Raw genomic sequence first — 21,766 nt, forward strand, 5'->3', positions numbered from 1 at the left:
CATGAGCACCGCCGAAACACTCTCTGTCGTCACGAGCGGGTACGACACCACCGGCATGGCGCCGATTCCCGAAGATCTGCTGGTCAAGGTGCTGGAGCCCTACTCCTACAAAGGGTGCCGCTATCTTCTCGACGCCGAGTACGAGGCCACCGAGACCTCCGTGTCGGCGATCGGGAACTTCAGCATCAAAGAGCCTGCATACATTCGGGACACCGGCCACTTCAACGCTGCCGAGTGGGTCCTGTGTTTCAACCAACTCGCCTACAGCGCATTCGCACCGGCAATCCTCAATGAGGTGATACCTGAATTCCGGGGCTGGTCGATCGAGGACTACTTCAACTACCAACTTCCCAGCATGTTGATCAGAACGACAGCATCCCGGTTCAGGCGCCCGATCAAGTCCGAGAAGTTCTCGGCACGGTTGCTGTGCAAGGACTTCGAGGTCGTCGATCGAACGATTCGCTATCTCAAGATTCCGTGCACGGTCGAATTCTGGGATGAGAACGGCGGCGCCGCATCCGGCGAAGTCGAACTGGCAGCACTCAACATCCCCTGACACCGGCACGAGAGCAGCATGGCTATGACACCCCCACCGACCACGGTGTTGGAACGCATCGTTGAGCGGGCAGAACAACAGCCCGAGGCGATCGCCCTCCGTCGCTGCGACGGAAGCAGTGCTCTTCGCTACCGGGACCTCCTGGTCGAAGTGGACAGGTTGGCAGCCGATCTCGTCTCCCGATCGGTCACTCCGGGAAGTCGGGTGTTCGTCATCTCCGACAACGGCCCCGAGACCTACCTGGCGGTGCTGGCCTGCGCAAGGGTCGGGGCCATTGCCGTCATGGTGGACGGTGCCCTGCCCGCGGCGACCATTGACCGGTTCGGTGAGATCACCGCTCCCGGTGCGATTCTGATCGCGCCCGGCTGCCGGCTGCAATCCGCGGATCTCGGCTCTCTCCGATCGATCCCTGCCGTCAACGTCACCATCACCGGCGGCGCGGCTGACCGCACCGGCGACCCGGTCTCAGCGTCATTGCCCGGCAGTCCAGGTGGTGGAGCAGACCACCCGATGGCCATGATTTTCACCAGCGGAACCACCGGCACGCCGAAAGCAGTGCTGCTGCCCAACCGAACCTTCTACTCCATTGCCGACATTCTGCAGCGCGAGCAGTTGGCATGGGTTGACTGGATCGTCGGCGAAACCACGTACTCGCCACTGCCCGCGACGCACATCGGTGGGCTGTGGTGGATCCTCAACTGTCTGATGCAGGGCGGGCTGTGCATCACCGGCGGCGAGAACACCTCGTCGATCGCCGAGATCCTCACCGTCAATGAGGTCGCGACCACATGTCTGGTTCCCACGCTACTGACCCGGTTGGTGTCCGAGCTGCGGTCCACGGGAAAGCCGGTCCCGCCGTCGCTACGCATGGTGGGGTACGGCGGATCCCGGGCGGTCGCCTCCGACGTGCACTTTGTGGAGAAGGCGGGCGTTCGTACCGCGCAGGTCTATGGCCTGAGCGAGACCGGCTGCACCGCACTGTGTCTCCCGACCGATGACGGGTCGATCGCCAGGATCGAAGCGGGTGCAGTCGGGCGGCCCTATCCCGGCGTGCAAGTTCACCTGGACGGAGACGGCAGCGGACCGCCCAGACACCCAGGTTCTGACTCGGCTTCGTCGGGCACACTGTGGATCAAGTCCCCGGCGAACATGTTGGGATATTGGGACAATCCCGACCGGACTGCTGAGGTTCTTGTTGAGGGGTGGGTGAACACCGGGGATCTTCTCGACCTTCACGACGACGGCTTTTTCTACATCAGGGGACGGTCGTCGGAGATGATCATCTCCGGTGGCGTGAACATCGCGCCCGATGAGGTTGATCGCATCGCCGAAGGGGTGGCCGGCGTCGAGGCGGCAGCCTGCTACGAATTCCCCGACGAGGAGTTCGGGGCACTGGTGGGCCTGGCCGTGGTCGCGTCGACGGACCTGGACGAATCTGGGGCCAGAAAACTCAAACACGCTATTGCGGCCCGCTTCCGGCAGGAGTGCGAACCGATGGCCAGACCGTCGATGATCAGGCTCGTGCACGAGATTCCTCGAACCCAGTCCGGCAAGATCATGCGTGCCTCATTGGCCGTGGCCGCCGGTGGATGAGCGGCTGAGGGGCCGGGTCCTCGCTGCACTCTCGGAAGTGCTGTATGTCGATGAATCAGATCTCGTCGACGGCGATGCGACCGATCTGCGAGATCTCGGGCTGGACTCGGTTCGATTCGTGCTGCTGATGAAGCAACTCGGTATCGACCGGGAATCGGATGTCCCGCGGCGCCTGGCGGACAACCTGTCGATCGCCGGCTGGGTCCAGGAGTTGGAGAAGTTGGATGCTCCCGTCTGAAGATCCACCTGCGCAACGTATTCCGCTGAGCCGATCACAGCAGAACATCTACAACGGTGTGTTGCGGGACCATGATCCCCACCTGTATCTGATCGGGAGGCGCTACCGCTTCGAACCGACACCACCGGCGGAATTCCTGACCGCTCTGCGCAAGGCCATCCTGGCCAACCCCGTTCAGTTGTGTGTTCTGGCGGCGTCCGCGGATGCCGGCGGATACCCGGACCTCGTGCCCCGACTGGACGTCGATGACCTCGTGCACGTATACCGCGATGACGACAGCACGGTGCTGGCGAGCGAGTGGGGATCCGGCATTCTCGCGAAGCCGCTGGCGCGCTACAGCGTCCAACTCGACGGTGATGGCCTGGTGCGTCGTCTCGACGCCGATGCGCACCATCTTCTGCTCGACGGGGGTGCCATCGGGATCATCGAAGCCCACCTGGGGCGCTTCCTCGCGGGCGGCAGCCAGACTGATATCGCTGGTGTCCGTGAAGGTTTGACCGGTGTCGCCACCGCACACCGCCGCGAGGCGATTCGGATCGACGAATCGCGTGAGCGGCTCACCACCGCTGTGCAACGCGAGCTTGCCGAGGGCAGTCATGGACATCCTGGTGCCGAACAACCGGTCATGGCCGCCAAGGGGATTCTTGCCGAATCCGCGGTGATCTCCGGCGAGGCCTACCGCGAGATTCTCAACGTGGCTGACCGGGAGAACGTGCCGCTCAATGTGCTCGTCGCGGCGGCGGCGACGGCAGTGGACGCGAGCATTCGTCACACCACCGACAGCCTCCTGGTGCACGCGGTGGACAACCGCTTCGGGGACCCTGACCTCGATGCCGCGACGTGCCTGGTCAACTCGGTGGCGCAACCCGTTCGGTTCCCGGCATTTGCGTCGGTGGCCGACGTGGTGCGCACGTTGGATCGGGGCTACGTCAAGGCCGTGCGGCGCCGCTGGCTGCGCGAAGAGCACTACCGCCGAATGTATCTGGCGATCAATCGGACCACCTCGGTGGAAACGTTGACCCTCAATTTTCTGCGTGAGCCCTGCGCACCCGAGCTGTCGACCTTCTTGGCCGCCGCACCGGTGACGATGCATATCGGACCCGTCGAGGGCATGACCGTGGCATCGGTCCTCGACGAGCGGCGACACACACTCACCCTCAACGTGTGGAACCGATCCGATCAGCTACGCCAGACAGTCGGTGTGGCGGAACGGATCTCGACCGCGCTGAGGTCCATGGCGACGATGTGGGATCTGCCCCTGGCGATGACCGTCGATGAGTGGTGCGGGATTGCCGATGACGGGACGGTTGCACCGGCAGATGACCGAGGCGATCCGCTGCCACCTGCGTGGTTCCTGGATCGCCCGGCGATCATCGGCGAATGGCGTCAGCGTCGTCTCGACATCGACTGCTGGATCTCCTGGTTGCTCCAGATCCACGCCGAGCCAGGTGACGTACTGGTTTTCACCGACGACGGCACCGAAACGACCATCGACCTCCTGCTCGCATGTCACCTGGCCGGGTGCGGCTACAGCGTCTGCGACAGCAAGGATCAGCTGGGAGTGCGGGCCGAACGAATCAGCGAGTACGGCCACGGCATCTCAGCGCACATCGTGGATGTCGCCTCGGCCCCCGTCCCGCAACGTCTCGACGAGGAACGCCGCCGTCAGGTGACGGCCCGCATCGACGAGGCGGCCACGGACCCGCACCTGGCCACCAGGACCGCCTACGTCATGCCCACGTCCGGCTCGACCGGGGAACCCAAACTCGTTCAGGTCAATCATGGTTCGCTGGCGGCGTTCTGCTCCGGAGCGGCCCGGGCGTACGGCTGGGGGCCGGACGACACCGTCCTCCAATGTGCCCCGCTCACCTCCGATATCAGCGTCGAAGAAATCTTCGGTGCCGCTCTCGGTGGAGCGGCCATCGTCCGTTCGGCTGCCCTGAAAGCCGGTGATCTGCAGGCACTCATCAGCGATCTGGCCGCCGCGGGGGCGACCATCGTCGATCTGCCCACCTCGGTGTGGCAGCTGTGGTGTGACGACGTCGACGCGATGTCGCTTGTCGGCAACTCGGGGCTGCGTCAGATCGTGATCGGCGGAGAACCAATCCGCTCCACTGCCGTCGACAAGTGGATCAATACCGCCGGCGCCGAGAACATCTCACTGGTGTCGAGCTACGGTCCGACAGAAGCCACGGTCGTGGTGACCTACCTGCCGATCATCGATCGCGGCCAGGTGCTGGAACCCCACGCGCGCCCGCGACTGGGGCGACCACTCACGGCGAATGCGGTGGTGATTGCGTTCGGTGAAGTCGTGGTGGTGGGGCAGATGGTGGCCGACGGCTATCTCGGTGTGGACAGCGCCAGTTTCGGCGTGGTCACCACTCCCGACGGCCGGCGCCTGCGCGCGTTTGCGACCGCCGACCGGGTAACGATCGACGGCGACGGATACCCGATCTTCGCGGGCCGTAAGGACGCGCTCGTCAAGATCTCGGGCAAGCGGGTCGACACCGCCGAGATCACCCGACGCATCGCGGCCGACCCGACGGTGGTCGATGTCGCCGTTGAACGTCACAACGGTGGGCTGGGGGTCTGGTTCGCGGCCCAGCGGACACGTGACGAGGACCAAGACCTCGCTGTGGCAGCACGTATCAGGAGCGTCCTGGTGGATTCTCGGGTGCCGTCGTTCTCCGTGTACAGCGTCGCAACTATTCCGCGGAAGCCCGGCGGGAAGATCGACACGGCACGGCTGCCGACACCTGCCGCTTCCGGACCAGGAGCCCGCGTCGACGGAACCGGAGAGTTGGCGGCGGGTCTCGCCGCCCTGTGGAGCACCCGCCTCGACAGGCCGATCACGCCGCACGCGTCGCTCTTGTGCGAGGGCATCGGGTCGCTGGACCTCGTGCGGATCCTGCCCGATACGCGCAGGCATCTCGGTCGACAGGTTTCGATTCTCGACCTGATCAGTGCCGATACCGCGGCGAACCTGGTGGACGACATGTCGATCACAGACAGCTGGATGGACGCCGACACCGCGGTCGAGATCGAACGCGACTTCACCAGACTGTCGACGTGGCGCGCCCCTGCGGTGTCGAACCCACGGCGAACCTCAGCCGGTGGCACAGAGCCCGTCGTGGTGGTGGGTGCGTCTGGAATTCTCGGCACCGGATTCGCCGAAGCGATTCTGGAGCGGACACGATCAGGCGCACCCCGTCCCGACATCGTGCTGGCCATGAGGACAGCCCCGCCGAACAATCGGGTCTGGACCGAGCTTCGCGATACCCCGGGCGTGCGGATCGAACGTCTCGTCCCCGGTTTCGGTCCGGGCGACGTGGAGGCCCTGATCCGCGAGACCGGCACCGGGACCCTCGTCAACTGCATCGGGAACACCAACGTCGTCGTTCCGTACCGCGAACTCCGCTCGGCCAACGTGGAATTGGTGGCGAGCATGGCCGAGTCGTGCGTGTCTTCGGGTGCCCGACTGGTGCATCTGTCGACGTACGTCGTCAATGCGGACGTCGACGCGCCACAGGTGGTCGACCCGCGTCACGCTCCGTACCCGTACGCAGCCGCCAAGGCACTCGCGGAACTGGCAGTGGCCGGGGCCGGCCGAGACCTCGACTTCACCATCGTGCGTTTGCCCCGGATCCTGGGGACACCTGAACAGGTGCGCGGGTCCACCGACATCCTGGTGTCCGTTGCCGATGCCTGCCATGCCCTACAGGCCTATCCGGCCGTCGAGTTGATCGAGCAGGTGACGACCGGCCGCGCTGCGGCGGAGAGCATTCTTCGCAGGTTGCCGGAGTTCGGTGGACCGGAGGAGCTCGGATCGGGGATCGACGTGCTGCGCGGGCAGGCGCTCGCGTACCGGGAATTGCTGGGCACGGTTGCCTCCGCAGCGGTCGACAGTCACGAATGGAAGCGCCGGCTGGACGAAAGTGATTGGGCGAAAGCCAATCCGCGGCGCTGGTCGGTGATCGACGCGTGGATCGGCCTGGGCTCACAGCTCGGTGGACGCTCGTACGCGGATTACCTGGCCGCGTACCCGGCCGTCCCGCTCGGGATCCGATCTATCGGCGAGCTCGTGGCGACACCGCCGCCGGTGCGGGCCCTGCTCGCCCACGGATGTTCGGGAACTCAACACCCGTGCCCAACGACCTATCAACCAGACTCCGTTAGACAGTGAGGGATGACAGTGACAGACGTGACCGCACACCGTACCGAGACATCAGGTACCCGGCAGATCCGACTCGACGTGACCGGAATGTCCTGCGGTGCATGCTCGCGCCGGGTCGAGAACACACTCAACAAGATCGACGGAGTACACGCTTCGGTGGCCATCTCGACGAAGATCGCGACCATCGATGCCCGCCCCGACATCAGTGTCGCCGACCTCTGCGATGCCGTTGAACAGGCCGGCTACCACGCCGAAGAGCGCACCGCCGTCGACGACAACGCGGAATCGGTAGCCGACGGCGCGCCGCAGAAACGCTCCTTGGTGGCGAGGGCCATCCGCTGGGTGACCGTCGGGCACATGGGCGGCTGAGTCGACTGACCTAGCCGGTCAGATCGTCCCGTTCGGCCGCCGCGATCAGGTCCTCGCGGGCCCGTGCCACGCGTGAACGAATCGTGCCGACGGGGCAGCCACACACCTCCGCGGCTTCCGCATAGGACAGGCCGAGGACCTGCGTCAGTAGGAGAGCATGCCGACGGTCGGGGTCCAGTCCGTCCAACAGGAGGCGGATCTCGACCATCTTCTCGAACCCGCCGACCGGGCGGTAACTCTCGAGGACCTGTTCGACATCTACCCCGTGGTGGGTGCGCGGTCGGCTCTGCTTGTGCCGAATCTGGTCGACGACCACGCGCCGAGCGATCGACAGCAGCCAGGTTCGGGCCGATGACCGGCCACTGAACCGGGGCAGTGCGGTGATGGCGCGAAGGAACGTCTCTTGCGTCAGGTCGTCGGCCGACCCGGAGTCGCCGAGGTACGCGACGGTTCGCCAGACATCGGTCTGGGTGGCCCGGATGAACTGCTCGAGCGCCGCAGAATCTCCGCGGCCGGCGGCGAAGGCCAGCCGCGTAACCTGGTCCTGGTCGCGTTCGGTAGTCACAACCGTCGACATTATTCGATGAGGGCCGGGAACTCGGCATCGGGCCGGACCGACTAGATATCTGGTGACGTATGTCGCTGACGTAGGCCACCGATGTGGTGAGTGAGCAATTGGGAGTGGTGGTGACAACAGCAACTGTCCCCGACAACGAGGTGGCCCAGCGCATTGCGCTGGACGTCACAGGAATGTCGTGTGGGGCCTGCGCTGCACGCGTGGAAAACAAACTCAACAAGGTCGACGGCGTGCGCGCGTCAGTGAACTTCGCCACTCGCGTCGCCACTGTCGAGGCCACCGCGGACATCGGCGTCGAGCAACTGTGTGCGGTCATCGAACGGGCCGGCTATCAGGCCGCCCCGCGGGTCGAGCGCTCCACGATGGACGTCGACCCCGATGCTGACCACGCCCGCAGCCTGCTCCGACGCCTCGCCGTGGCCGCTGTGTTGTTCATCCCCCTCGCCGATCTGTCGGTGATGTTTGCTGTGGTGCCTGACACCCGGTTCACCGGGTGGCAGTGGGTGCTCACCGCGTTGGCTGCACCGATCGTGACGTGGGCCGCTTGGCCGTTCCACCGCAGCGCGCTGCGCAATGCCCGGCACGGAACCTCCACCATGGAGACGTTGATCTCCATCGGTGTCACCGCGGCCACCGTGTGGTCGATGTACACGATCTTCTTCGACCACCAGACCTACCACGCTGCGGGTGTGTGGCAGGCGTTACTCGGCAGCGACGCGATCTACCTCGAGGTTGCGGCGGGCGTAACAGTTTTCGTACTCGCGGGCCGTTACTTCGAGGCCCGGGCCCGTTCGCGGGCCGGGGGAGCGCTGCGGGCGCTTGCGGCGCTCGGCGCCAAGTCGGTGACGGTGTTGCTTGCCGACGGCGGAGAGCTCGTGCTGCCCGCCGACGAACTCAAAGAGGGCCAGCGTTTCGTCGTGCGTCCCGGTGAAGCCATCGCCGCCGACGGCCTTGTGGTGTCCGGGGCGGCGGCCGTCGATGTCAGCGCGATGACCGGGGAGTCGAAACCGGTACAGACTCAGGAAGGTTCGAGCGTCGTGGGTGGCACCGTGGTGCTCGACGGCCGGCTGATCGTCGAGGCTGCCGCGGTTGGACCCGACACCCGGTTCGCCGGGATGGTCCGTCTGGTGGAGCAGGCGCAGGCGCAGAAGGCCGATGCGCAGAGACTGGCCGACCGTATCGCCGCGGTGTTCGTGCCGTGTGTGCTCGTGATCGCGGCGGTCACCGCCATGGGTTGGCTGCTGGTCGATGGCGACGTCAACCGAGCGGTATCGGCCGCCCTGGCCGTCCTGGTGATCGCCTGCCCTTGCGCGCTGGGGCTCGCGACCCCGACCGCGATGATGGTCGCATCGGGCCGCGGCGCTCAGCTGGGGATCTTCCTCAAAGGGCACCGCGCCTTGGAGGCGATTCGCGCCGTCGACACGGTTGTGTTCGACAAGACCGGCACCCTGACCACCGGGCAGCCCCAGGTCATCACGGTTGTCGCGGCGCAGGGATGGAGCGAGGACGAGGTCCTCGCACTTGCGGCAGCGGTTGAGTCGGCGTCCGAGCATCCGGTGGCCCATGCGATCGTCACCGCGTGCGCGGAACGTGACGTCGCCGCGGTGGAGGACTTCCACGCGTTCGCCGGCCACGGTGTGGCCGGTTCCGTGGACGGCGTGGCCATCGTCGTCGGGCGTCCGGCCTGGGTCACCCGGGACCGGGTGGTGCCTGCCAACCTCGCGGCCGCCCGCCGGGTGGGCGAGTCGCAAGGCCAGACAGTCGTATTCGTCGCCTCCGGCGACACTGTCTGCGGTGCCGTCTGCGTCGCCGACGCCGTCAAGGACTCGGCCGCCGGTGCCATCGCCCAACTCCACGCCGAGGGCATGAAAACCATGCTGCTGACGGGCGACAATGCCGCGACCGCCGCTGCGATCGGCGCAGCGGTGGGTATCGACGATGTGGTCGCCGAGGTGTTGCCCGAGGACAAGGTCGGCGTGATCGAGAAGTTGCGCGACCAGGGCCGGGTGGTGGCGATGGTCGGCGACGGGATCAACGACGGCCCCGCGTTGGCCTGTGCTGACCTGGGCCTGGCCATCGGGCGGGGAACCGACGTGGCCATCGGCGCGGCCGACATCATTCTCGTGCGCGACAACCTCGATTCGGTGCCGCAGGCGTTGGGCCTGGCCCGGGCCACGATGCGGACCATCAGGGTCAACATGATCTGGGCCTTCGGGTACAACATCGCGGCCATCCCGATCGCCGCCGCGGGGCTGCTGAACCCGTTGATCGCCGGTGCGGCGATGGCGGTGTCGTCTTTCCTGGTGGTCTCGAACAGCCTGCGGTTACGCAATTTCGGTACGGTGCAACCGAATACGTTCAAGGATGCTCAGTTGCCGGCGGCGCGCATATCCGGCTGAGATGAGGCCAACGGGGCCAGGCACACACCCAGCCAGCCGACGGTCAGTGCCGCAACGGTGAGTGTGCCCAGTGCCGCCGGAATCCAGGAAGCGGTATGTGCGGTGTGATGCCACCAGAACGCCCCGGCGCCGACCACGGTGGCGAGTGCTGACGCACACGTCGCCATACAGCACCATCGAAATCGGCGACGCAGCAGAGCGAATACCGATGCCGATGCCGCGAAAGCGAAGAGCGAAAAGGCCACCAGCGATATCCACTGGCCGTTGCCGCTACCACTGGCAGGTGCCGCGCCGGTCGCTCGCAGCGTCAGGGCCAGCACCGCCAAGGCGGCGGCAAGCGCGGCCAGGGCGCGGGAGCGCGTGCCGCTGATCCAGACCTCTTCGAATACCCGGCGCTCGATCGCCCGCAGTTCGGTCTCGACCGTGGCGGTGTTCTGTCTCGAAGTCATCGAGATACCTCGCTCATCAATGTATTTGACCGCCTGACCTCAATTTGAGCGTAATCTCGCCGGACGCGCCTCACCGGCGGTTGCGGGTGAGCTCGCTGAGCATCGCGTTGTAGGCGTCGAGTTCGTCGTCGTAGCCGCGATCACTGTGGCGGTCCTCCCGCGCTCCGGTTCGGCGGTCCTGGCGCGCCCATTGGGCCACCAGGGCAACCACCACGATGATCACCGGCAGCTCGCTCGAACCCCACGCGATGGCGCCGCCCAGGTGTTGGTCATCCGAAATGCTCTGCAACCAGGGCAGATTGACGGACCGGTAGAAGGTCTCGCCCAGGGGTGACGTCATCGTCATGGTGGCGATGCCGAAGAAGGCATGGAACGGCATGACGGCGAACAGGAGCCCGAGCCGCCCCAGGAAGGGGAGTCGCCGCGGGCCGGGGTCGATGCCGATGATGCCCCAGTAATACAGGTAGCCGGTCAGCAGGAAATGCACGCTCATGAACTCGTGGCCCCAGTGATACCGGATCAGGGTGTCGAACAAGGGGGTGAAGTAGACGAGGTACAAGGACCCGACGAACAGGAGGAACGCCGTCACCGGGTGCGACAGGAATCGCGTCACCGGGGCGTGCACGAACCACACCAGCCATTCGCGGGGCCCGGGCGCCTCACCTTTCGGTGCGGCGGGCAGTACCCGCAACGCGAGAGTGACCGGTGCGCCCAGTACCAGGAGCACCGGGACGAACATGTTCAGCGCCATGTGCTCACCCATGTGGACGCTGAACATCGCCGATCCGTAGGCACGCACTCCGGAACTCGTGGTGATCAACAGCGCTGCGCAACCCAGGGACCAGGCGATCGTGCGACCCACCGGCCAGTGGTCGCCGCGTCGCCGCAGCAGAATTGCGGCGAGGAGATAGCCGAGTGCGAGCACGATGGCTGCCGTCCCGATCAGCGGGTCGAACCGCCACACCGTCATCAGGTTGACCACATTCGGGGGTGCATCGAGCTGATAGCCCAAAAAGATGTCCCACGTTGAGAACTCGTGGACGGTGAATCGTGGCGGCACACTGCTCGCGGCGAGCGCCACCGCGGCGGTGACGACGATCATCGCGGCCGCAGACACGGTGTCCACAAGCCGTGACGGGGTGCGGCGGGTCAGCAGAAGTGCGCCGTCGCCGACCCACACCAGCGCCAGCAGCGCCCCGGCGACCACCACGGCCCGCCCGTAGGCCGAACCCAGGATCGGCAACCCGCCCAACATCAGCGTGGCCAGAACGGCGCCGTAGACGAGGGTGACCGCTCCGCAGGCCAACTGCAGCACCTGGACCCGGCGTCGAACCACGACGCCCGGCAATCCAGTGGAGACGATCTTCGTTCCGGCCCATACCGCGACCGTCACGGAGAAGACGAGCACCGCGCTCGTGGCGATGTCATGGTCCGGGCCCTGCCCGGCATTGCCCGTCACCGGTACTGCCACCACTCCGATCAATGCCGGCAGCAGGGCCAGACAATGTCCGATCCAGCGGAGAGTGAAACGCACGCCGACGGCCAGCACCAGTGCGCACATCGCCGCCACGCACCACCCGCGGGCGACCTCTGAGGCCGCGATGGCGCTGCCGAGGCCGGGACCGGAGATGAGCTGGCCGACGGAAATTCCCGCGTCGGCGGACGCCGAGACGACGATCATCGCGGTGGCGCAGCAGGCCCAGATCGCGGCGACACGTTCGACGAGTAGATGCGCCGGAAACGATGCCGCGTCGATTCGCCCGTCGTCGCGCGGTGTCGCAGTCATCACAATCCAGACCAGTGCTCCGGCGCACACCGCACCGGCCAGGGTGGCGGCCCAGTGCCCGAGCAACCTAGCTGCGCTGGTGACTGTTCCCGGGTCAGCGATCCCCGCTGCCGCCAGCCGCTGCGCGCCCAACTGCAATGCACACAGGAACAGCACCGCAGTGCACCCTGCGACGGTGGCAATCAACATCAGGCGTGCCCGCCGCACACTGGCGGCAACGGGCATACGCATACGCGCCATAGTCGGACCGGCCTTCCGCCGCGGAAATAAACCAACGTCGCGGCACCGCGATTCTACGACAACGCGTCGTAGTGGTGTCGGGCCGGGAACCTCGGCACCGGATCAGGCGGCGGGGTCATCTGCGGCGCGGAGATGCCGCCGGGTCGGCGCGACCGGGCCCGATTCGTCATCCTCGCCGTGCGCCTTGGGCGACGGGTCATGTGGGCGCTCGGTGCGCGCCGCCCACAATGCAACGACCGCGGCCAACGCCACCGGAACGTGGCTCAGGACCCGGACCGGGGTGACCTGCCCCGCCAGTGCATCCGACACCACGTAATAGGAGAGGAATCCGCAGTAGGTCACCAGCACACAGGCGAGACCGGGTGCGATTCGCCGGCGGACCGCCATCGCAATCGTCGCGATTCCCAGCGCCGCCGACCAGGCCGTGGACTCATTCAGCAGGTGAGCCCCGCTGGCCGAGCCGTGGTGCGCGGCAACCATCCCGAAACTGATGCCTGCGGCCTGCGCGATCGCCAAACCCACCTGGGCTACCCCGATGACAAGGATTGCGATGGTCAGCAGGTGGGGGCTCAGCCGTTGCCGCAGCCCGCTCACGGCACCTGTCCCGCCGTGCGGGCGTCCGCTCACGGTGCCGATCAGCCCGGTGTTGGCCAGGTCGCGTAACTGCCGGGCCTGAACTTCGGCCCGGTCATACCAGGTGGCGCACTCCTGACAGTCACGCACATGCTCGTCGACGCGGGCAGAGGGGACCGGCTCACGCTCCCCGTCAAGGCGCGCCGAAAGCGCCTCTCGTGCCACCACGCAGTCCACCGGCTCATTGTCCCGCATTCACCTCGGGGATTGCACACCTGCTCGGCTCGGCGGCCCGAACATCGACAACGCTGGTCACACCGTCGGCGAGTAGGGGAGATTGCTGCTGGTCTGCGGGTCGACATGGACCGGTCTGCCCACATAGGGGAAAGCCCGTTGCGGGCACGCCGGCCGGTCACAGATCCGGCAGCCCGCCCCGATGGGGACGGTAGCCTCAGGGTCGCTGAGGTCGATACCCGCCGAGTAGACGAGATTGTCCGCGTGGGCGAGGTCGCATCCCAACCCGATGGCGAAATTCTTGGGCGTCCCCAGGTACCTGCTCGGTGCCGATCCCGAGGTCCTCGCGATCCAGAAATAGCTCCGGCCGTCCGGCATCTGAGCGACCTGGGTCGAGAACTCCCCGGGACGGGAGAACGCCTGGTGCACCACCCATAGCGGACAGTTCCCGCCCACCCTTGAGAAGTGAAAGGCTGTGGCGGACTGACGCTTCGAGATGTTTCCCGCGCTGTCGGTGCGGACGAAGATGAACGGTACGCCGCGCGCATCGGGCCGCTGCAGTGTCGACAGCCGATGGCAGATCGTTTCGAATCCCATCTCGAAACGTCGGGCCAGCTGGTCGATGTCGTAGCGTAGGTCCTCGGCGGCGGCCAGGAACATCCGGTAGGGGAGCAGTAACGCGCCGGCGAAGTAGTTGGCCAGCCCGATTCGGGCGACATCCCTTGCCTCTGTGCTCAATTGGTCATCCGTGGCGACGATGGAATTGATCAGCCCGGAATGCAGCAACAGTGCGATCTGGGTAGCGAGCTGGAATGCGCGCTGGCCGGGCAACAGCCACCGCGCCACATGGAGCGTGCCGACCTCGGGCTGGTATCGCCGCTTCACGCTGGAACCCAGCACATCGCCGTCATCCACGATCACCGAGATGCCGAACTCGTCTGACAGCAAGTCGGCCAATTGTCGGTCGAGACCTCCGATCTGGAGGTGATGGCGGGTGAACAGATCCTCGGCGGCCCGGTCGAGTGCGTCGATGTAGTTGCGGCGGTCATAGAAGAAATCGCGCACTTCTTCGAAAGGCATCGGCTGTTGCGTACCGGTCTGCGCGTCCAGGTTGGCCCGCCCGTGAACCGCCTCCAGCTCGGCGGTGGCATCGTGCAACCGGCGGTGCATGGTCACCATGGTTTGGCCCACCTCGGGCATGCGGGCGACGAGCTCCTCGATCTGCGCGGCGGTGGCGGGGCTGTCGACCAGAATCTCGCGCAGGTCCGACACCAGCCGGGCGTCGGCATCGGGGGTGAAGTACTGCGTCGGCAGGTCGAAGCGATCGGCCAGAGCCAGCAGCACCGGGACCGTGATCGGTCGCTGGTCGTTCTCGAGTTGGTTGACGTAGCTGGTCGACAGGCCCAACGCGCGCGCCAGCGCGACCTGCGTGAGGCCTTTCTCATCGCGTAGCCGTCGCAGACGGGCGCCGGCGAATGTTTTCGTCACCGTCGGCGACACTACGCCGATCGGCTTCCACAACATTTGCAAAAATGTCTGGACACAGGACACAAAAATACGCATTTACAGGTACTTCCGCTGGTAAATCGACCTGCGTACCGTGCGGAACATGCTTGAACATGACGTCAAAACACGGCGCAGCGCCGAGGCCTTCCCGCGTAGTGAACACCTGGCTTGGAAGATCGCCGAGATCGCCGTCGACCCGGTGGGCGTACTGCCCGAGACCGAGGCGATGGTGATCAACCGCATCATCGACAACGCCGCCGTCTCGGCCGCGTCGGTGATTCGCCGGCCGGTGACGGTCGCCCGCGCGCAGGCACTGGCGCACAAGACACCGCGGGGCGCAGGAGTGTTCGGCGTCGACGGCACGGTTTCGCCCGAGTGGGCGGCCTGGGCCAACGGCGTCGCAGTTCGGGAGCTGGATTTTCACGACACCTTCCTGGCCGCCGAATACTCGCATCCGGGCGACAACATCCCTGCGCTCGTCGCGGTGGCACAACAGCTCGGCGTGGGGGGTTCCGACCTGATCCGCGGCATCGCCACGGCCTACGAGGTACAGGTCGACCTGGTCAAGGGAATCTGCCTGCACGAGCACAAGATCGACCACGTCGCCCATCTGGGACCGTCGGTGGCTGCCGGGTTGGGCACCATGTTGCGGCTGGATCCCGAGACCATTTACGCCGCGATCGGTCAGGCGCTGCACCTGACCACCGCCACCCGGCAATCGCGCAAGGGCCTGATCTCCAGCTGGAAAGCCTTCGCACCGGCCTGGGCAGGCAAGGTCGCGATCGAAGCCGTCGACCGCGCGATGCGCGGCGAGGGTTCACCGGCGCCGATCTGGGAGGGCGAGGACGGTGTCATCGCGTGGCTGCTCTCGGGACCGGAGCACACCTACCGCGTGCCGCTACCGGCTCCGGGTGAACCCAAGCGGGCCATCCTCGACACCTACACCAAGGAGCATTCGGCGGAGTACCAGAGCCAGGCCCCGATCGACCTGGCTCGCCGGATGCGTGGGCGGATCGGCGACCTGGACCAGATCGCCACCATCGTGCTGCACACCAGCCACCACACCCACGTCGTGATCGGCACCGGATCCAATGATCCGCAGAAGTTCGATCCCGACGCGTCCCGCGAAACGCTGGACCACTCGGTGATGTACATCTTCGCCGTCGCACTGCAGGACGGCACCTGGCATCACGAACGGTCCTATGCTCCCGAGCGCGCCCACCGGCCCGACACCATCGAACTGTGGCGCAAGATCAGCACCGTCGAGGACCCGGAGTGGACCCGGCGCTACCACTCCGATGATCCGGCGGAGAAAGCGTTCGGTGCCAAGGCAGTCATCACGCTCAAGAGCGGCGAGACGATCGTCGACGAGCTGGCCATCGCTGACGCGCACCCGCTTGGTGCCCGGCCCTTCGAACGTGCGCAGTACGTCGCCAAGTTCGCCGAATTGGCCGAAGGTGTCGTGGAAGCCGAAGAGCAGCAACGGTTCCTGAGTGCGGTCGAGAACATTTCGGTGACCAAATCCGGCGGCCTCGGTGCACTCAATGTGCGCGTCGACCCGCGGGTGCTGGACAAGGCGCCCACGGTGTCCTCCGGGATTTTCCGATGAGCGGGTTGCTCGGCTCAGCCACCCCGGCATCCGAGAAGCGACGAAAGTTCCGCCGCGGGTTGGAGTCCGGTCGGCTCCTGCGCTTTCCCGGTGCGTTCTCTCCGCTGGTGGCCAAGCTCGTTGCCGAGATCGGCTTCGACGGCGTGTACGTCTCGGGCGCGGTCCTGTCAGCCGACCTGGGCTTGCCGGATATCGGGTTGACGACCCTGACCGAGGTGGTGGGCCGCGGCGGCCAGATCGCCTCGGCCACCGACCTTCCGACGTTCATCGACGCCGACACCGGATTCGGCGAGCCGATGAGCGCCGCACGCACCGTGACGCTGCTCGAAGATGCCGGCTTGGCCGGATTGCACCTCGAGGACCAGGTGAATCCGAAGCGGTGCGGCCATCTCGACGGTAAGGCCGTGGTGGAGACCTCCGAGATGGTCAAGCGTCTGCGGGCTGCCGTTGCTGCGCGCAGAGATCCCAACTTCATCATCTGCGCCCGCACCGACGCCGCGGGTATCGAGGGGATTCCCGCGGCCATCGACCGGGCCAAGGCCTACGCCGACGCCGGCGCAGACCTGATCTTTACCGAGGCGCTGCACACCCCAGCCGATTTCGAGCAGTTCCGCGAGGCGGTCGGCGTGCCGCTGCTGGCCAACATGACCGAGTTCGGCAAGTCCGAACTTCTGACCGCGGGGCAGTTGTCCGAAATCGGCTACAACGCGGTGATCTACCCGGTGACGACCCTGCGCCTGGCGATGCACGCGGTCGAGGTCGGTCTACGCGAAATTTCATCGGCTGGAACGCAATCCGGCCTTGTGGATCAGATGCAGCACCGCAGCCGGCTCTACGAACTGCTGCGCTACACCGATTACAACCAGTTCGACTCCGATATCTACAACTTCTCGCTGCAAGGGGCGACGCAGTGACCATTACTGCCAACGGCACCGCCGACACACCGAAGATCTACAAAGGTCTGGCCGGGGTGGTGGTCGACACCACTGCCATCTCCAAGGTCGTGCCGGAAACCAACACCCTGACCTACCGGGGGTACCCGGTGCAGGACCTGGCCGCCCACTGCGGCTTCGAGCAGGTGGCCTACCTGTTGTGGCACGGCGAACTGCCGACCGATCAGGAACTGGCATTGTTCACCCAGCGGGAGCGGGCCTCGCGCCGCATCGACCGCTCGATGCAGTCCCTGCTGGCCAAGCTGCCGGACAACTGCCATCCGATGGATGTGGTGCGTACCGCGATCAGCTACCTGGGCGCCGAGGATCCGGAAGAGGACGACAGCAGCCCCTCGGCCAACTTCGACAAGTCGTTGCGGATGTTCGCGGTGCTGCCCACCATCGTCGCAGCCGATATGCGCCGGCGTCGCGGGCTGGAACCGATTGCCCCGCACAGCCACATGGGGTATTCGGAGAACTTTCTCAACATGTGTTTCGGTGCGGTGCCGGACCCGGTGATCGTCAACGCTTTCGAGCGGTCGATGGTCCTCTACGCCGAGCACAGCTTCAACGCGTCCACCTTCGCCGCCCGCGTGGTCACCTCGACCCAGTCCGATATCTACAGTGCGGTCACGGCCGCGATCGGCGCCTTGAAGGGCTCGCTGCACGGCGGCGCCAACGAGGCCGTGATGCACGACATGCTCGAGATCGGCTCGGCCGACCGTGCTGCGGAATGGCTGCACGGCAAGCTGTCCCGCAAGGACAAGGTGATGGGATTCGGCCATCGGGTCTACAAGAACGGTGACTCCCGGGTACCCACGATGAAAGCTGCCCTGCAGGAAGTCGCGGAGGCGCGGGACGGACAGCGCTGGATGGACATCTATAACGTGCTGGAGAGTGCGATGTTCGCGGCCACCAAGATCAAGCCGAACCTCGACTTCCCGACCGGTCCGGCCTACTACCTGATGGGCTTCGACATCCCCAGCTTCACACCGCTTTTCGTGATGAGCCGGATCACCGGCTGGACTGCGCACATCATGGAGCAGGCCGCGTCGAACGCACTGATCCGTCCGCTCAGTGACTACAGCGGACTGCCGCAGCGCGCGCTCTCGTGATCTCCAAGGTTCTGGTCGCCAATCGTGGCGAGATCGCGATCCGTGCGTTCCGCGCTGCTTATGAGATGGGCATTGCGACGGTGGCGGTGTATCCGTATGAGGATCGCAATTCGTTGCACCGCCTGAAAGCGGACGAGTCGTATCAGATCGGTGAGATCGGTCATCCGGTGCGGGCGTATCTGTCGGTAGACGAGATTATTCGGGTGGCTCGGCATTCGGGTGCTGATGCGGTGTATCCGGGTTATGGGTTTCTGTCGGAGAATCCGGAGCTGGCCGCCGCGTGTGCGGAGGCCGGGATCACCTTTGTGGGGCCTTCGGCCCAGGTGCTGGAGTTGACCGGCAACAAGGCGCGGGCGATCGATGCGGCTCGGGCCGCGGGCCTGCCGGTACTGGCGTCTTCAGAGCCATCTGCCTCGGTAGCTGAGTTGGTCACCGCGGCGCGGGATATGGCGTTCCCAGTGTTCGTCAAGGCCGTGGCCGGTGGCGGCGGCCGCGGCATGCGCCGGGTCGCTCATCCGGATGCGCTGCCCGAGGCCATCGAAGCCGCCTCCCGCGAGGCCGAATCAGCATTCGGCGACCCGACCGTGTTCCTGGAGCAGGCGGTCATCAATCCGCGGCATATCGAGGTGCAGATCCTGGCCGACACCGACGGCAACGTGATCCATCTCTACGAGCGGGATTGCAGCGTCCAGCGGCGGCACCAGAAGGTGATCGAGCTGGCACCGGCCCCGAATTTGGATCCGGTTCTGCGGGACCGGATTTGTGCCGATGCAGTGGCGTTCGCGCGTGAGATCGGGTATTCGTGCGCCGGAACGGTGGAGTTCCTGCTCGACGAGCGTGGGCGTCACGTGTTCATCGAAATGAACCCGCGCATCCAGGTGGAGCACACGGTGACCGAGGAGATCACCGATGTCGACCTGGTGTCGAGCCAGTTGCGTATCGCCGGTGGCCAGACACTGGCGGAACTGGGTCTCCGTCAGGAGGAGATCACACCTCGCGGCGCGGCCCTGCAGTGCCGGATCACCACCGAGGACCCGGCCAATGGTTTCCGTCCCGATACGGGTCGGATCACCGGCTATCGCTCGCCCGGCGGTTCGGGCGTACGTCTGGACGGCGGAACCCATGTCGGCGCCGAGGTTTCGGCGCATTTCGATTCGATGCTGGTGAAGCTGACCTGCCGCGGCCGCGACTTCGGTCTGGCGGTGCGCCGGGCCCGTCGCGCCGTGGCCGAATTCCGCATCCGCGGTGTCTCGACGAACATTCCCTTCCTGCAGGCCGTCCTGGATGACGATGATTTCGCCGCCGGACGGGTCACCACCTCGTTCATCGATGAACGCCCGGAGCTGTTGACGGCGCACACCCCAGCAGACCGCGGCACTCGCATCCTGAACTACTTGGCTGACGTGACGGTGAACAAGCCCCACGGACAGCGACCCTGCGCGGTGTATCCGCACGACAAGCTCCCGCGTCTAAACCTCACTGTCGCACCGGTGCCAGGCTCACGACAAAAACTGATCGAACTGGGCCCCGAGGACTTTTCGTCCTGGCTGCGGGATTCACCCTCAGTGGCCGTGACCGACACGACGTTTCGTGATGCGCATCAGTCGTTGCTGGCCACCCGGGTGCGCTCGAGCGGGCTGCTGGCAGTCGCCCCGTATGTGGCACGGATGATGCCGCAGTTGTTGTCCATCGAGTGTTGGGGTGGGGCGACATACGATGTGGCGCTGCGGTTCTTGAAGGAGGATCCGTGGGAGCGGTTGGCCGCCCTGCGGGAAGCCGTGCCCAATATCTGTCTGCAGATGCTGCTGCGGGGGCGCAACACGGTGGGGTATACGCCGTATCCGGAATTGGTGACGTCGGCGTTCGTCGACGAGGCGACCCGAACCGGCATCGATATCTTCCGGATCTTCGATGCGCTCAACAACGTCGAATCGATGCGTCCGGCGATCGATGCGGTGCGCGAGACCGGTACGGCGATCGCCGAGGTGGCGATGTCCTACACCGGGGATCTCAGTGACCCGAGCGAGAACCTGTACACGCTGGATTACTACCTGAAGCTGGCCGAACAGATCGTCGACGCCGGTGCGCATGTGCTGGCGATCAAGGACATGGCGGGGTTGTTGCGTCCGCATTCTGCGCATCTGTTGGTGAGTGCCCTGCGGTCGCGCTTCGACCTGCCGGTGCATGTGCACACCCATGACACTCCGGGTGGGCAGTTGGCGACGTATCTGGCGGCCTGGCAGGCCGGAGCCAGTGCGGTGGACGGCGCGGCCGCGCCGTTGGCGGGCACGACGAGTCAGCCGGCGTTGTCCTCGATCGTGGCCGCGGCCGCGCACACGTCGTTCGACACCGGGTTGTCGCTGGGTGCGGTCTGCGACCTGGAGCCCTACTGGGAGGCGCTGCGCAAGGTGTACGCGCCGTTCGAGTCCGGGTTGCCGGCACCCACGGGTCGTGTCTACACGCACGAGATTCCCGGTGGGCAATTGAGCAATCTGCGGCAGCAGGCCATCGCGCTCGGGGTGGGGGACCGGTTCGAAGCTATCGAGGCCAACTATGCCGCGGCCGATCGGGTGCTGGGCCGGCTGGTGAAGGTGACCCCGTCGAGCAAGGTGGTTGGGGACCTGGCGCTGGCATTGGTCGGCGCCGACGTGACTGCCGATGAGTTCGCCGCAGATCCGGCGCGCTATGACATCCCGGACAGCGTGATCGGGTTCCTGCGGGGCGAACTCGGAGATCCTCCGGGTGGATGGCCGGAACCGTTGCGCACCAGGGCGTTAGAAGGCCGAGGTCCGGCCAGGCCGATCGAGGTGCTCTCTGCTGAGGATGAGGAGTTGTTGGCCGCGCCGGGACCCAAGCGTCAGGCGGCGTTGAACCGGTTGCTGTTCCCGGCGCCGACCAAGGAGTTCGAGGCGCACCGCGAAACCTACGGTGACACCTCGCGGCTGAGCGCGAACCAGTTCTTCTACGGCCTGCGCCGGGGTGAGGAGCACCGGGTCGAGTTGGAAAAGGGTGTCCAGCTGCTGATCGGTTTGGAAGCGATCTCGGATGCCGATGAGCGTGGGATGCGCACGGTGATGTGCATCCTCAACGGTCAGTTGCGTCCGATCACCGTGCGCGACCGCAGTATCGCCAGTGAGGTCCCGGCCGCGGAGAAGGCTGATCGCAACAACCTGGATCATGTCGCGGCACCGTTCGCCGGTGTGGTCACCGTCGGTGTGGCGGCCGGGGACACCGTGGCAGCCGGCGCGACGATCGCCACCATCGAGGCGATGAAGATGGAGGCGGCGATCACCGCACCCAAGACCGGCACCGTGGAGCGCATCGCAGTCGCTAGAACCGCGCAGGTCGAAGGCGGCGATCTGATCCTCGTCATCACTTAACACGATGACCGCTTTAGCCCACTGCGGCTGGAAGAT

Annotated in this window: 15 protein-coding genes; 10 read left to right on the top strand and 5 right to left on the bottom strand. The window is 65.8% G+C overall.

The genetic code is table 11. From position 1 onward, the window contains the following. The first annotated feature begins 1 nt into the window (after position 1). Genes JOF57_RS05260 through JOF57_RS05280 form a run of 5 tightly spaced genes read left to right on the top strand, consistent with a single transcriptional unit; the run spans position 2 to position 6,930 of the window. Positions 2 to 556 carry an FcoT family thioesterase gene (locus tag JOF57_RS05260; protein ID WP_209914389.1) on the top strand — a complete coding sequence of 185 codons (555 nt, stop codon included), beginning with the start codon at positions 2 to 4 and terminating at the stop codon, positions 554 to 556. Between the two features lie 18 nt (positions 557 to 574). Next, positions 575 to 2,149 (top strand): fatty acid--CoA ligase FadD10, encoded by a 1,575-nt coding sequence (gene fadD10, locus JOF57_RS05265; protein ID WP_407666537.1) that lies wholly within the window; start codon positions 575 to 577, stop codon positions 2,147 to 2,149. 4 nt (positions 2,150 to 2,153) lie between these two features. Then, on the top strand, positions 2,154 to 2,387 hold the full coding sequence (locus tag JOF57_RS05270) for an acyl carrier protein (RefSeq protein ID WP_234937946.1): 234 nt from the start codon (positions 2,154 to 2,156) through the stop codon (positions 2,385 to 2,387). Then, positions 2,374 to 6,570, top strand: coding sequence for an AMP-binding protein (locus tag JOF57_RS05275; RefSeq protein WP_209914398.1), 4,197 nt, complete (start codon positions 2,374 to 2,376; stop codon positions 6,568 to 6,570). The genes JOF57_RS05270 and JOF57_RS05275 overlap by 14 nt, the downstream gene beginning before the upstream one ends. 18 nt (positions 6,571 to 6,588) lie before the next feature. Beyond that, the gene (locus JOF57_RS05280) at positions 6,589 to 6,930 is read left to right on the top strand and encodes a cation transporter (protein ID WP_235682890.1); all 342 of its coding nucleotides are present in this window, start codon (positions 6,589 to 6,591) and stop codon (positions 6,928 to 6,930) included. Positions 6,931 to 6,940: 10 nt separating this feature from the next. On the opposite strand, the gene sigC is transcribed toward JOF57_RS05280, so the two are convergent. Continuing rightward, positions 6,941 to 7,507, bottom strand: a complete 567-nt coding sequence (gene sigC / locus JOF57_RS05285) for an RNA polymerase sigma factor SigC (RefSeq protein ID WP_163669298.1) — start codon at positions 7,505 to 7,507, stop codon at positions 6,941 to 6,943. 110 nt (positions 7,508 to 7,617) lie between these two features. Here sigC and JOF57_RS05290 point away from each other — a divergent pair, with 110 nt between their 5' ends. Then, entirely contained in the window at positions 7,618 to 9,906 is a 2,289-nt protein-coding gene (locus JOF57_RS05290; RefSeq protein ID WP_209914400.1) for a heavy metal translocating P-type ATPase, read from the top strand. Here the strand turns inward: JOF57_RS05290 and JOF57_RS05295 are convergent. The 4 genes from JOF57_RS05295 to JOF57_RS05310 all read right to left on the bottom strand — a co-directional run bounded on the left by JOF57_RS05295 (position 9,876) and on the right by JOF57_RS05310 (position 14,712). Continuing rightward, on the bottom strand, positions 9,876 to 10,355 hold the full coding sequence (locus JOF57_RS05295) for a hypothetical protein (protein ID WP_163669301.1): 480 nt from the start codon (positions 10,353 to 10,355) through the stop codon (positions 9,876 to 9,878). The two genes, JOF57_RS05290 and JOF57_RS05295, sit on opposite strands and share 31 nt — an antisense overlap. A 70-nt stretch (positions 10,356 to 10,425) precedes the next feature. Then, positions 10,426 to 12,381 (bottom strand): cytochrome c oxidase assembly protein, encoded by a 1,956-nt coding sequence (locus JOF57_RS05300; RefSeq protein WP_407666538.1) that lies wholly within the window; start codon positions 12,379 to 12,381, stop codon positions 10,426 to 10,428. A 102-nt stretch (positions 12,382 to 12,483) separates the two neighbouring features. Continuing rightward, positions 12,484 to 13,209, bottom strand: a complete 726-nt coding sequence (locus tag JOF57_RS05305; RefSeq protein WP_234937722.1) for a zf-HC2 domain-containing protein — start codon at positions 13,207 to 13,209, stop codon at positions 12,484 to 12,486. A gap of 57 nt (positions 13,210 to 13,266) precedes the next feature. Then, entirely contained in the window at positions 13,267 to 14,712 is a 1,446-nt protein-coding gene (locus tag JOF57_RS05310; RefSeq protein WP_209914403.1) for a short-chain fatty acyl-CoA regulator family protein, read from the bottom strand. 85 nt (positions 14,713 to 14,797) lie between these two features. Between JOF57_RS05310 and prpD the strand changes: the two genes are divergently transcribed. Genes prpD through JOF57_RS05330 form a run of 4 tightly spaced genes read left to right on the top strand, consistent with a single transcriptional unit; the run spans position 14,798 to position 21,730 of the window. Further along, complete coding sequence (gene prpD, locus JOF57_RS05315) at positions 14,798 to 16,303, top strand: 2-methylcitrate dehydratase PrpD (RefSeq protein WP_209914406.1); 1,506 nt, start codon at positions 14,798 to 14,800, stop codon at positions 16,301 to 16,303. Beyond that, a complete protein-coding gene (gene prpB, locus JOF57_RS05320) occupies positions 16,300 to 17,217 on the top strand; it encodes a methylisocitrate lyase (RefSeq protein ID WP_163669311.1) in 918 nt (305 codons plus the stop codon). The genes prpD and prpB overlap by 4 nt, the downstream gene beginning before the upstream one ends. Beyond that, positions 17,214 to 18,350, top strand: a complete 1,137-nt coding sequence (locus JOF57_RS05325; RefSeq protein ID WP_209914409.1) for a bifunctional 2-methylcitrate synthase/citrate synthase — start codon at positions 17,214 to 17,216, stop codon at positions 18,348 to 18,350. The genes prpB and JOF57_RS05325 overlap by 4 nt, the downstream gene beginning before the upstream one ends. Beyond that, positions 18,347 to 21,730, top strand: a complete 3,384-nt coding sequence (locus JOF57_RS05330; protein ID WP_209914412.1) for a pyruvate carboxylase — start codon at positions 18,347 to 18,349, stop codon at positions 21,728 to 21,730. Before JOF57_RS05325 ends, JOF57_RS05330 begins: the two co-directional genes overlap by 4 nt. The last annotated feature ends 36 nt before the right edge of the window (positions 21,731 to 21,766 follow it).

It is taken from the genome of Mycolicibacterium lutetiense (genome assembly GCF_017876775.1).
Classification (GTDB): domain Bacteria; phylum Actinomycetota; class Actinomycetes; order Mycobacteriales; family Mycobacteriaceae; genus Mycobacterium; species Mycobacterium lutetiense.

Coding starts and splice junctions, on each gene's coding strand:
- JOF57_RS05305 (WP_234937722.1), bottom strand. CDS start 13,209: ATGCGGGACAATGAGCCGGTGGACTGCGTGGTGGCACGAGAGGCGCTT.
- JOF57_RS05310 (WP_209914403.1), bottom strand. CDS start 14,712: ATGTTGTGGAAGCCGATCGGCGTAGTGTCGCCGACGGTGACGAAAACA.
- prpD (WP_209914406.1), top strand. CDS start 14,798: ATGCTTGAACATGACGTCAAAACACGGCGCAGCGCCGAGGCCTTCCCG.
- JOF57_RS05300 (WP_407666538.1), bottom strand. CDS start 12,381: ATGGCGCGTATGCGTATGCCCGTTGCCGCCAGTGTGCGGCGGGCACGC.
- JOF57_RS05295 (WP_163669301.1), bottom strand. CDS start 10,355: ATGACTTCGAGACAGAACACCGCCACGGTCGAGACCGAACTGCGGGCG.
- sigC (WP_163669298.1), bottom strand. CDS start 7,507: ATGTCGACGGTTGTGACTACCGAACGCGACCAGGACCAGGTTACGCGG.
- prpB (WP_163669311.1), top strand. CDS start 16,300: ATGAGCGGGTTGCTCGGCTCAGCCACCCCGGCATCCGAGAAGCGACGA.
- fadD10 (WP_407666537.1), top strand. CDS start 575: ATGGCTATGACACCCCCACCGACCACGGTGTTGGAACGCATCGTTGAG.
- JOF57_RS05260 (WP_209914389.1), top strand. CDS start 2: ATGAGCACCGCCGAAACACTCTCTGTCGTCACGAGCGGGTACGACACC.
- JOF57_RS05275 (WP_209914398.1), top strand. CDS start 2,374: ATGCTCCCGTCTGAAGATCCACCTGCGCAACGTATTCCGCTGAGCCGA.